Origin of the sequence: Rhodococcus sp. YH1, assembly GCF_009939605.1 — a bacterium.
In the GTDB taxonomy this organism is placed as follows: domain Bacteria; phylum Actinomycetota; class Actinomycetes; order Mycobacteriales; family Mycobacteriaceae; genus Rhodococcus; species Rhodococcus aetherivorans.
The window spans coordinates 1-11,406 of the sequence record NZ_WVTE01000071.1; the positions used below are offsets into that span (position 1 = coordinate 1).

8 protein-coding genes are annotated in these 11,406 nt (G+C 74.9%); 3 read left to right on the forward strand and 5 right to left on the reverse strand.

Annotation, left to right across the window (positions count from 1 at the left end; all coding sequences use genetic code 11):
• The coding region (locus AIIKEEIJ_RS07335; RefSeq protein ID WP_161995320.1) for a glycosyltransferase at positions 1-697 on the forward strand (697 nt) is incomplete at its 5' end.
• Here the strand turns inward: AIIKEEIJ_RS07335 and AIIKEEIJ_RS07340 are convergent.
• The gene (locus tag AIIKEEIJ_RS07340) at positions 602-2,359 is read right to left on the reverse strand and encodes a hypothetical protein (RefSeq protein ID WP_202916701.1); all 1,758 of its coding nucleotides are present in this window, start codon (positions 2,357-2,359) and stop codon (positions 602-604) included. The two genes, AIIKEEIJ_RS07335 and AIIKEEIJ_RS07340, sit on opposite strands and share 96 nt — an antisense overlap.
• An 87-nt stretch (positions 2,360-2,446) precedes the next feature.
• Between AIIKEEIJ_RS07340 and AIIKEEIJ_RS07345 the strand changes: the two genes are divergently transcribed.
• Positions 2,447-3,682 (forward strand): polysaccharide biosynthesis protein, encoded by a 1,236-nt coding sequence (locus AIIKEEIJ_RS07345; protein WP_029546055.1) that lies wholly within the window; start codon positions 2,447-2,449, stop codon positions 3,680-3,682.
• A gap of 100 nt (positions 3,683-3,782) precedes the next feature.
• Here the strand turns inward: AIIKEEIJ_RS07345 and AIIKEEIJ_RS07350 are convergent, their stop codons facing one another.
• Positions 3,783-5,003 carry a DUF3068 domain-containing protein gene (locus AIIKEEIJ_RS07350; RefSeq protein ID WP_029546053.1) on the reverse strand — a complete coding sequence of 407 codons (1,221 nt, stop codon included), beginning with the start codon at positions 5,001-5,003 and terminating at the stop codon, positions 3,783-3,785.
• A gap of 191 nt (positions 5,004-5,194) precedes the next feature.
• Here AIIKEEIJ_RS07350 and AIIKEEIJ_RS07355 point away from each other — a divergent pair, with 191 nt between their 5' ends.
• Positions 5,195-6,364 (forward strand): acyltransferase family protein, encoded by a 1,170-nt coding sequence (locus tag AIIKEEIJ_RS07355; RefSeq protein WP_029546051.1) that lies wholly within the window; start codon positions 5,195-5,197, stop codon positions 6,362-6,364.
• Here the strand turns inward: AIIKEEIJ_RS07355 and AIIKEEIJ_RS07360 are convergent.
• The 3 genes from AIIKEEIJ_RS07360 to AIIKEEIJ_RS07370 form a co-directional block, all read right to left on the reverse strand.
• Positions 6,300-10,562, reverse strand: coding sequence for an alpha-(1->3)-arabinofuranosyltransferase domain-containing protein (locus AIIKEEIJ_RS07360; RefSeq protein ID WP_443217095.1), 4,263 nt, complete (start codon positions 10,560-10,562; stop codon positions 6,300-6,302). The genes AIIKEEIJ_RS07355 and AIIKEEIJ_RS07360 overlap by 65 nt on opposite strands.
• Before the next feature lie 43 nt (positions 10,563-10,605).
• Positions 10,606-10,779, reverse strand: a complete 174-nt coding sequence (locus AIIKEEIJ_RS07365; protein ID WP_006940271.1) for a DUF2613 domain-containing protein — start codon at positions 10,777-10,779, stop codon at positions 10,606-10,608.
• A 149-nt stretch (positions 10,780-10,928) separates the two neighbouring features.
• On the reverse strand, positions 10,929-11,406 hold a 478-nt coding region (locus AIIKEEIJ_RS07370), incomplete at its 5' end, for a chorismate-binding protein (protein WP_202916703.1).

The window sequence follows — 11,406 nt, forward strand, 5'->3', positions numbered from 1 at the left end:
CGCCGACGCCGTCCCCGCCGGGGTCGAGCCCGGCGACGAACACACCCGCACCGCGCACCCCACCGTGTGCGTGCTGTCGCGGCTCGTGCCGCACAAGCAGATCGAGGACGCCCTCGCCGCCGTCGCCGCGCTGCGCGACCGCGTCCCCGGCCTGCACCTCGACGTCATCGGCGGCGGCTGGTGGGAGAGGAACCTGCGCGCGGCCGCCGCGGACCTCGGCATCACCGATGCCGTCACCTTCCACGGCCACGTCGCCGAGGACCGCAAGCACGAACTGCTCTCCCGGTCCTGGGTGCACGTGATGCCGTCGCGCAAGGAGGGCTGGGGGCTGGCCGTCGTCGAGGCCGCGCAGCACGGCGTGCCCACCGTCGGCTACCGCAGCTCGCGGGGACTGACCGACTCGATCATCGACGGCGTCACCGGCGTGCTCGTCGACTCCGCGGACGAGCTCACCGACGCCGTCGCCGACCTGCTCGCCGACGCGGATCGTCGCCGCACCCTCGGCGGCAAGGCCCGGGTGCGGGCCGCCGAGTTCTCCTGGTCCGCGACCGGCGACGGGGTGCACGAGGTGCTCGCCGCGACGGCCGCGGGCCGCCGCGTCTCAGGACTGTTCCCGCGCCCGGCGGAGGCCGCCGTGGTGCTCGCGGCGCCGGGCGGGCCGTCGCAGGACCAGCAGGCCCACGAGCCCGCCTGCTGACACCGCCACCCACAGTGCGTGCGCGGCGATCGCCGCCGTCCGGTCGTCCGACCGCGTCCCGTCGACCCCCGGCACCCGGTACAGCGACAGCGCGGCATCGGAGAACACCGGCTCGAGCTGCTCGAGCGCGCGGGCCGAGTCGCCGAGGTCCCCGGGCGTGCCGTGCTCGACGAGCACCCAGCCCACGCCGTGGGCAGCGAGGTCGGCCGGCGCCGCCCCGGCCAGCAGCAGGCGCTCCACCTCCGCGGCGCCCCGACCCTCGCCGGCGACGGTGCCGCCGGCGACGATCAGCTCCCCGGACTGCAGCACGTCCGCGCGCAGCATCCGAGGTGCCGGATCGAGAACCGGTGCGGCGCCGCTGAACTCGAATCGCCGGAACATTCCGGCCGGCAGCACCGCCACGTCGCCGGCGCCCGCCGGCACCGCCGCCGCGACCCGCTGCCACGCGTCCGGATACTGCACCGGCCGCATCCGCCCGCCCACGCCCCACGCCAGATCCGGAAGGGCCAGCAGCACGGTCAGCGCGGCCGCCGTGGCCCAGGCGCCGGCCCGGCCGCCGAACCGCCCGCGCACCGTGCCGACACCTGCCGCGGCAGCCAGCGCGTACAGCGGCACCGCCCACGCCACCCACTTCTGGGTGTCGCGCAGCAGACCCGCGCCCGGCACGTGCACCATCGCCCACGCTCCGGCCCGCAACCCCGTCCCCGTCGCCGCGAGGGCCGGACCGAGCACCGCGACCGCCGCCAGCGCCGTCAGCACCCCCAGCACCGGGTTGCGCCGGCGCCGCCACAGCGCCGGCACCCCGCACGCCACCACCAGCAGCAGCGCCGCCGTGCCGACCAGCGCCCACACCGTCGCCCGCGAACCGGGCACCGCGTCGGCGTTCCAGATGCCCCCGAGCCCCGCCACGCTGCCGAGCGTGCCCAGCGCGGGCTCGGCCCGCGCCGCGAACGCCCGCACCCCCGCCGGATCCGACCCGTCGCCCGCACCGCCGGAGAGGGCCGTCGCCACCAGCCACGGCGCCGCCACCGCAGTCGCCAGCGCCACCGCGCCCGCGAGACGGGGAAGCAGTGGGGACCGCCCGCCCGGGGCGGCCAGCACGGCCAGCGCTGTCACCGACGCCAGCAGCGCGCCCGTCGGCGTCAGCCCCGCCGCGCCCAGGCACACCGCCAGCGACGCCCACCCGGAGCGGGCGCCCCGTCGCACCGCCACCGACGCCACCACCGTCCACGGCAGCGCCGCGTAGCCCACCAGCAGGCTCCAGTGCCCCTGCAGCAGCCGCTCCGCCACGTACGGGTTCCACACGAACACCGTCGCCGCCACCAGCCGCGCCGGCAGGCCGGCCGCCGGCAACAGCACCGCCACCAGGCGGGCGCCGCCCCAACCGGCCGCCCACAGGGCGCCGGTGAGCAGCGCCGTCACCACCACACCGCCGTCCACCACCGCACTCGCCGTCGCCAGCAATGCGTCCTGCGGCACCGCCCGCGCCGCGGCGTCGGTCAGACCCAGCGCCGAATCCGTCAGGAAGGACCGCGGGGTGCTCACCGCGTCGCGCAACAGCAGGTAACCGGGGGAGACGAGCAGCGGCCCGAGCACCACGACCGCCAGGGCCAGGCTGTAGAGGGCCGGGACAGCGGGACGCAGCGACACCGGCCTGGGCATGGCCGCACAATACCCAGCCCGCCCCGGCACCCCGGTCCGGATCCGGTGCCTCGCCGCCCGCACCCGGCGGCGTGCAACCATGGTCCGATGCCGCGACCTGAGACGCCGCGCTCGGCCACCGGAACCACCGTCGCCGGGATGACGATGGTGACCGCCGGGGCCATGACTGCCAACCTGGCCTCCTACCTGCTGCACCTGCCGGCCGCCCAGTGGCTCGGCCCCGCGGGGTACGGCGAGTTCGCCGGCCTGCTGGCCGCCCAGTTGGTGCTGGCCGTGCCGGCGCTCGCGCTGCAGACGGTCGTCGCCCGGGAGACCGTGCTCGGTGCCGGCACCGCGTCCCTGCGCCGTCTCGGGTACCGCTGCGCCGGCCTCGCCGGGTTCGTCGCGCTGGCCGTCGTGCCGCTCGTCGCGTGGGCCCTCGACACCAGCGTCGCCGGTGCCCTCGGCTCGCTCGTCACCGCGCCGCTGCTGGTGCTGCTCGCCGCCGAGCAGGGCCTGCTGCAGGGGCGGGGACGGTTCGGCGCGCTCAGTGTCGTCCTCGCCGCGGCCGGCGTGGCGAAGGTCGTGCCCGCCGTCGCGGTGCTCGCCGCCGGCGGCGGGCCCGGGGCGGCGCTGTTCGCCGGGGCGGTCGGCACCGGGTTCGTCGCGGCCGGGGCCGCCGCGCTCGTGTCGAGCTCCCCGGCGGGACCGGAGTCGGGTGCCGCCCCGGCGGTCGGCGTGCCCGCGGTGCTGCGCGCCTCCCAGGTGCAGCTGGCGCTGATCGCCCTGACCTCGCTGGACCTGCTGCTCGCCCGCGCCGTGCTCGACCCGGAGGATGCCGGGCTGTACGCGCTCGGCGCCGTCGCGACGAAGGTCGCGTTCTGGCTGCCGCAGGCCGTCGGGGTGGTGCTGTACCCGCGGATGGCCAACCCCGCCCAGTCCGCGGCCGCCGTCCGGTCCGCCCTGGCCGTCCTCGTCGGGATCGGCGCGGTCCTCGTCGCCGGGGCGGCCGTGTGTGCGCCGCTGGTGCCGCTGCTCGTCGGCGACGCGTACGCCCCGGTGCAGTCGCTGCTGTGGCTGTTCGCGCTGCAGGGCGCGTGCCTGGCGGTGCTGCAGGGGGCACTGCTGTCCGCGATCGCGGGCGAGCGCACCCATCTCGCCGCCGTCGCGTGGGCCGGCCTCGCGGTGGAGGCCACCCTCATGCTCACCGTCGCGTCCACCACCCGGCAGTTCGTGCTCGTCGCCGTGGCCGTCGCGGCCGTCACCGCCACGGTGGTCTCCGTGCTGGCGGTCCGCGCGGCCCACCCCGCGGGGCCGAATGTGACAGCTGTTCGATCCGACTGACCCCGTGTGACATTCGGTTGCCGCGGGCCGAACGAGCGCGCCCACGAAAACGCCGATGCCCCTCCCCGAGCGGATCGGGGAGGGGCATCGGCGCTCGTGACTACTGCTGCGGCGGTTCCTTGCGCAGGTCGGTGCGCGGGATCTCCTGCGTCTGGTCGGTGGTCCAGTCCCGCTGCTGCGGGGGAGCGTCCGTGCGGGGGATCTCCTCGGTGCGGTCGCTGGTCCAGTCGCGCTGTCCCGGCGCGGCATGGGCCGGGCCGGCCGGGGCGGTCGGGCCGCCCGTCGCGGCGACGGGACGGCCGGTGCGGCCGCTGCCGCCGCGCAGGCCGAGCACGATGCCGGCGATCAGGGAGATCAGACCGAGGATGCCGAGGATGATCGGCACGGTGCGACCGAAGAGGCTGAGGGTGTCGATGCCGTTCTTGGCCTGGTCCACCTGGAACTCGATGGTGTCCTCGTTGAACGGCAGGCTCACCTGCAGCACCGTCACCTCGGGACGGTTCGCCTCGCGGGCGTAGTACTGGTACTGCTGCTCCTGGCCCTTGATGACGACGCCGGTCTCCGGCTCGACCCACAGGTCACGAACGTTGGTGTACCACCGGGTCATGGTCACCGGCGTCTCGCCGCCCTCGACGCCCCACGTGGAGGCGGGCAGGCTCAGCTTGTAGGTCGGCACCGACGGATCGACCGTGGACAGGTCGATCGGCCCGACCTCGTGCCGGAAGTGGTAGACCTTGACGCCGTTGATCTCGGTCTCGTCGATGTAGTCGATCGGGAACGTCTCGCGCGCGTTCAGATCGAAGTACGGGTACGACTTCTGCTCGGTGCCGAACGGGAAGCGGTACTGCAGGCCGTCGCGGTTCGGGATCTCCGCCGGCGGCGCCGTCGCCGAGGTCTGGATGGTGCTGACGGCGTCCGGGTTCTCCTCCTGGGTGACGGGCATGCCGCTGACGCGGTCCACGGTGACCCGGTCGACGGTGGCGGAGACCAGGCCCGTGTCACCCTGCATGTCCAGGCGACGGACCGTCTGGCCGGCCTGCAGGGTCATGATGTCGGCGTCCGACGGCTCCTCCACGGTGACGAACCGCTGCGCCACGATCGGCACGTCGGTGTCGACCTGCGCCCGCCCCGACAGCAGTGCCCGCGCGTTGAGGATGTCGCCGGTGCCCTCGGCGACCGTGGTCACCTCGAGATCCAGCGGCGTCTTGGCGAGCTTGCCGACGGTATAGGTCGGGATCAGTATCGCCGCGACAATAAGGAAGGCGCCCAGGCCCACCAACGCCAATGCCAGTTTCCGGCCCGAGCCCGAACGCTCAGCCATGCTGTGTCTCCTCACTCAACGGTTCCATCGAGTACCCCCACCGGCAGCCGGTCTGCACGGATCGCCTGGCATCCGGCTCGCGAATACCACGTGAGCCCAGACACTAACAGGGCAGCCGCCCGGCGCGCGCCACCGCGCGGACTCGAGATCCCGGCTTCCCCGCCACGACCCCACCGGGCAGACTGTCCTCGATGACCAGCACCACCCCGCCCGTCGCCCCGGCTTCCGCGATCTCCGGATTCCTGCCGGCGCTCGAGGGCATGCGCGGATTCGCCGCCGTCGGTGTCCTGATCACGCACGTGGCGTTCCAGACCGGGGCGGTGGACGATCCGGTGCTCGGCCGCATCTGGGGCCGGTTCGACCTGGCCGTCGCCCTGTTCTTCGCGCTGTCGGGCTTCCTGTTGTGGCGGCCGCACGCGGCGGCCGCGCGTGGTCTCGGGGCCGCGCCGCCCGCCGGGCGTTACCTGCTGTCGCGGGCCACCCGCATCCTGCCCGCGTACTGGGTGGTGGTGTGCGTCGTGCTGCTCCTGCTGCCCGGGGCGGGCAGCGGCTGGCGGCTGTGGCTGGCGAACCTGACCCTGGTGCAGGTGTTCGTGCCGCTGAGCCTCACCGAGGGACTGACCCAGATGTGGAGCCTGTCCGTGGAGGTGGCCTTCTATCTGTTGCTGCCGCTGTTCGCCGCGGCGCTCGCCGGGCTGCGCGGCGACCGGGCCCGGTTCCGCGTCCCGCTGCTGCTCGCCGTGAGCGCGCTGTCGCTGGTGTGGGCGTGGCTGCCGGTCCCCACCCCGGGCCACATCAACCACGACAACTGGCTGCCGGGTTATCTGCCGTGGTTCGGCGCCGGCATGCTGCTCGCCGAACTCGTGTCGGGCGAACGGACCTGGGTGCACCGGCTCGCCTCCCACCGGGTGCTCATGGCGGGGATCGCCGTGGCCGCATTCGCGTTGTCCACCACGTCCCTCGGTGGGCCGGAGGGGCTCGTGACGCTCGAGCCGTGGCAGTACAACGGCAAGATCCTCCTCGGTGCGCTCATGAGTTTCGCGTTGCTGGCGCCGCTCGTCCTCGCGCCGCGCGCCGAGCACCGCATCCTGGCGAGCGGGCCGGCGCTGACCGTGGGCCGATGGTCGTACGGCATCTTCATCTGGCACCTGGCGGTGCTGTCCATCGTCTTCCCGGTCTTCGGGCTCATCCCGTTCCAGGGCGACTTCTGGTTCGTGCTCGCGGTCACGCTGGTGCTGAGCATCGCCGTCGCGTCGGTCAGCTACGCGCTCGTCGAGGAGCCGGTGCGCCGGGAGGTCAGGCGCCGCCAGCGCCGCGTCGCGACCACCGCAGAACGCGTCGCAGACTCCGCCGCGCCCTGAGCGAGACCGGCAGCGCCGCGAGCCCCAGCGCGACGAGCCCGCACAGCGCGGCGAACTGGATCGCGAACGAGTGCCCGACGTAGCCGCCCGGCGCTCGCCACGGCCCGGTGGACAGCAACGCCATCGCCGTCATGGTGGCGGCCCCGGTCACGACGACGAGCGTGCGGGCGGCCACGTCGCGGCCCCAGCGCGCGCCCACCGCCACGATCGCCACCGCCGCGACGATCGTCGTCGCCGCGCCCACCGCCCCGGCCGCGAGGGTCGCGACGGCCAGCACGCCGGCGAAGCCGACGGTGGTGCTGCCCCACACCCGTGGCGGCGGCCCCGGGTCGGCGACGGGGCGCCGGCGCGGCCAGGCCGCGAGCGCGAACAGCGGCAGCAGCAGGAGCAGACCGCCGAAGATGCCGAGGCGGTACCAGCGGTCGGTGGCGAACTCGAGCGTCACGGTGCCACCGGCCCCGGCGGGCACGACCCAGCCCTGCTGCCAGCCGTCGACCACCACGGGCGTCAGTTCGGTGCCGTCCGCGGCCGTGGCGACCCAGCCGACGTTGGTGCTCTCCGGCACGACGACGATCCGCTCCCGCTCGGCCGCAGGCACCTCGAGCTCGCGCAGGTTCTCCGTCCAGGTGCCGACGGCGAGCTCGGTGGGTTCGGGCGACGGCGGGCTCACGGCGCCGGGCACCGGCAGCCGCAGCGTCCCGACGGTGAACGCCTGGCCGGGGTCCAGCTCGACGTCGACGTGCCCGGCGGGCAGCGGCGCGACGGTCTCGTCGCACAGGGTGGCGGGCACCTCGACCCCCGCGGCGAGGTCCGCGACGGTCGCGGTGACCGACGTCCGGTAGGTGCGGCCGTCGACGGTCAGCACGGGCCCGGCGTCGCACCCGACGGTGACCTGCCGCTCGTACACCGGGTCCTGCGGGCCGATCGGCCCGTCCGGGCCGAGCACGGTCACCTCCGCCAGTCCCGGCGGGCCGACCTTGGCGAAGCCGAGCACGGTCTGGTCCAGCACGTCGTCCCAGCCGACCAGGCTGAGCACCACCCGGTCCGTGACGTATGGTTCGAGATCGATTGTCGCTGTTGATGATTCGATATCGCGCACCTGCGGGCCGTTGCCGAGGTCGACGGCGACGCGGGTCGGCCGCGCCGGCAGCGGTCCCGGGCTCGGCGCCACCTCGAGGCCGGTGACCAGCTGCGGGGACGGCAGGTCGAGGGTGAGGGTCGGTCGCGGTGCCCCGGGCCGCACCGCCTCCTCCGACGCCGTCCACGTCGTCCGCGGATCACCGTCGGTGGCGGCGAACGCGGAGCCCTGCAGGTCCACGACGTCGGCGGCGCCGCGGGCGACCACCCGGTCCGGCAACGCGGCGACCTCGGCGAGCGCCGGGCCGGGCCGTCCCCGCACCCACGGCTGCGGCGCCACCGACGTCGCGTCGGGCACCGACAGGGTGCGGGTGAAGACGTTCGGCTCCTCGGGTGCGACGGCCAGGCCCCGCGCGCACCGCACCCGGTCGGGGGTGTCGACGCAGCTGCCGCGGCCGGGCAGTTCCTGACCGAGGTTCCAGCCCCGCACGGCGGCCCCGGCGGCGACGTCCGGCAGCACGATCCGCTGCCGGATGTCGACGGGCCGCGGGTTGTCCCGGTCGGTGAAGTCGTCCACCGCCACCTCGGTCAGCCCGAACTGGTTGCCCACGGATCCGTCCTCGGTGCGGGTGGAGGTGATCCGGATCCAGGTCGTCCGTCCGAGCGGCAGCGCCACCGTCTGTTCCCGGCCGGGCTTCTCGATGCGCACGGCGGTGCTGCCGCGGTCGGTGGTCACCTCGAGCCATTTCACCGGCGTGCCGATCGCGCCGGGGCTGGTGCTCAGCCGGAGCAGCCCGGCCTCGATGGGCCGGTCGAGGTCGAGTTGCAGCCATTGCCCGACCGCGGACTCGAGGCCGTTGCTGTGCCAGCCGGTGGTCGGGTCGCCGTCGACGGTGGCCGCCGGCCCGCTGCCGACGGAGGTGCCGCCGAGCTGGGTGGCGTCCGACGCGGAGCTGGACACGCTGATCCGCGCGCCCTCCCACTCGGCGCGCACGAGGTCGGTGTCCGGCACCGGGTAGTCCGGCACGAGGTTGTAGGTGCGCCGCGGGTCGCCGGCGGCGCGGATCGCCGAGCTGTGGTGGTCGACCTGGCCGTAGTCGGTCTCCCGGTCGGTGGGGGTGTCGGTGACGACGACGTCGCCGACGGGCAGGCCGGCCCGGCTCGCGTCGGCCGCGAGCAGCGCGGGGCCGGTGTTCCCCGGCTCGGCGTCGTCGAGCCGCAGCAGAGCCTCGGGACCGCCCTGGACGCGGGGAACGGTCGCCGCGTCCACGGCGTACGGGCCGACCGGCGCGCCGGGCACGTCCACGCGGTAGATCTCGATCGCCCGGTAGGCCGGTCGCAGGTCGGAGTCGGCGGTGAAGCCCTCCTCGAAGTTCCGGGTGATCTCGTTGCCGAACTCGGCGACCCGCACGAGCCCGGGGGAGCCCTCGATCGCCCGGTGCACGAGCACCGGCCGCGCCGACGGCGACGTCTCCGGGTCGAGGTCGTTGCGGATCACCACGTAGCCGATGCCCTGGCCGCGCAGCGTCGCCGCCAGGCCGGGGGTGGGCCGGCCGTCGGCGAGGTGCCGCTGCACCGCGTCCAGGGCCCGGATCGCGCCGGGCGGCACGAGCGGCACGGCGTCGCGGGAGGCCCACGGCGTCGACGCGAGCGGCTGGATCGGCTCGTCGCGGGTCAGGCCCCAGATCTGGCTGCCGAACGGGGCGCCCGGCACGATCAGCGCGCGTTCCCCGCGGGCCGAGGTGTGCTCGTCGAGCCACGCGGCGGTCTCGTGCCAGTATCCGGGCACCTCGTCGTAGGCACCGCGCGGGGCGAGCCGGCCGGTCCACGCGAGCGACGTCGCGAGGGTCAGCGCCACGAGGATCAGGGTGGTGAACGCGACCATGGGCTGGCGTTCGGGGTGGGCGAACGCGGTCCGGGCCTGCCGCCACGGCACCGCGCCGGGCAGCGGTACCCGGCGCAGCAGGTGCGCGAGCCCGAGCACGAGCGGCAACCGCACCAGCGGTTCGAGCTTGTGCACGTTGCGCAGCGGGGCGCCGGCCGAATCCAGGAAGAACCGTACCTGCTCGGCGATCGGCGAGCCGAGTTCACCGACGTACCCGGCGGCCAGCCCGGCGATGCCGGCGAACAGGATCAGCGCCCACCGCCCCCGGGCGGGCATCGACCGCATCGCCAGCCCCGCGAGGCCCGCGGCGGCGAGCAGGCCGGTGACGAGGACCGCCGCGGGCTGGGTGACGAGCACCGCGCCGGCGATGCGCTCGGGGGAGACGAACGGGGTCCAGCTGCCGGTGCCGCGCAGTACCTCCGCCAGCGACGTCCACTGCGTCGTCACCCCGGACGATTCGATGTAGTCCAGGAACGGGGGACTGACCCGGCCGAGCAACAGCAGCGGCACGACCCACCACAGCACCGCGACGACGCAACTCGGGATCCACCACAGCGTGAACCGCCACCACCGCCGGTTCGGGCGGTGCGCGATCCACCACAGCCCGGCGACGAGGCACGCGGCGACGGTGGCGACGGCGTTGATCGCGCCCATGAGGGCCACCGCGACGGCGGACTGCGCGGCGAGCTGCGGTGCTCCCCGCCGGTGCGGGAGCGCCCGGTCGCCGTCGAGGTAGCGCACGAGCGGCAGCAGCACCCACGGCGCCAGCATCATCGGCAGCGTCTCCGACGAGATGGATCCGAGGGTGGTCAGCACGCGGGGCGAGAGTGCGAACGCCGCCGCGGCGATCAGCCGGGAACCACGGTTGCCGACGCCGAGCGCCTCGGCGAGCCGCACCACGCCCCAGAACCCGGCGAGCAGCAGCAGCGCCCACCACACCCGTTGGGTGATCCACGGGGGGACGTGCAGGAGCTGGCCGACGGCGAAGAAGGAGCCGTGCGGGAAGAAGTAGCCGTACGCCTGGTTCTGGACCTGGCCGAGCGGGGCGAGGCTGCTCCACTGGTGGGCGGCGCGGGTGAGGAACCCGAGGGGGTTCTGGGTCAGGTCGTACTTGGTGTCGGCGACGATCAGGCCGGGGGCCTGCGCGAACGCCAACAGCAGCGACACCACGGCGGCCCCGTACAACCACCGCCTGGAGAGGGGGTCGGCGGACGGTGCCCCACCGTGGTGGGGCACCGCGCCGTGGGAAGTGCGTGAACTCGTCGCGTGGATGGCGCCGTCAGCGGCTGCCGTACTCAACCTGGTTCAGCAGGGAGGAATCGGCGTTGCCGCTGCGGTCGACCTCCGGGCGGGTGTTCTCCTGAACCGCCGCCGTGACCCCGAACACCGCCACGGCGCCGAGGACGGCGCCGATCGCCGCGCTGACCAGGCCCGGGCCCAGGAACTTCGCCATACCCATCTCCCCATCGTCCGTCGTCGGCTTCCGTGTGCAGCCGACATTCGTCGAGCGCGACGGTGCCGGAACCGGTCCGGCGTCGTTGCGCTCCGCGTCAAGGTATCACCCGCACGGGTGCGACTGTGGCCTGCTCCACTCGCGGCGGCCTAGAGGCCGAGCACGCCGAGCAGCGTGCGCAGCTTCGCGGTGGTCTCGTCGAGTTCGGCCTGCGGATCGGACGCCGCAACGATGCCCCCGCCGCCCCACGCGAGGGCCCGCCTGCCGTCGGCGCTGAGCTCGGCGCAGCGGATCGCCACCAGCCAGTCCCCGTCGCCGTCCCCGTCGCACCACCCCACGGCGCCGCCGTAGAAGCGACGGTCGCCCTCCGTGCTGCGGATCGCCGCGAGTGCGGCCTCGGTGGGCGTGCCGGCCACGGCCGGGGTCGGGTGCAGTGCCGCTGCCAGCGTCAGGGCGTCCGTGCGGGGGTCGCGCAGGGTGGCGGTGATCGGGGTGGCCAGGTGCCACACGTCGCTCGTGGCGGTCAGCACGGGCGTGCCCGGGATCTCCAGTTCGCTGCACAGCGGGGTCAGGCGGGAGCGGATCCAGTCGATGACGAACGCGTGCTCGGCGAGGTTCTTCGCCGAG

Bases quoted from the DNA above. Each gene is read 5' to 3' on its own strand.
- AIIKEEIJ_RS07365 (WP_006940271.1), bottom strand. From the start codon at position 10,779: ATGGCGAAGTTCCTGGGCCCGGGCCTGGTCAGCGCGGCGATCGGCGCC.
- AIIKEEIJ_RS07355 (WP_029546051.1), top strand. From the start codon at position 5,195: ATGACCAGCACCACCCCGCCCGTCGCCCCGGCTTCCGCGATCTCCGGA.
- AIIKEEIJ_RS07350 (WP_029546053.1), bottom strand. From the start codon at position 5,003: ATGGCTGAGCGTTCGGGCTCGGGCCGGAAACTGGCATTGGCGTTGGTG.
- AIIKEEIJ_RS07340 (WP_202916701.1), bottom strand. From the start codon at position 2,359: ATGCCCAGGCCGGTGTCGCTGCGTCCCGCTGTCCCGGCCCTCTACAGC.
- AIIKEEIJ_RS07345 (WP_029546055.1), top strand. From the start codon at position 2,447: ATGCCGCGACCTGAGACGCCGCGCTCGGCCACCGGAACCACCGTCGCC.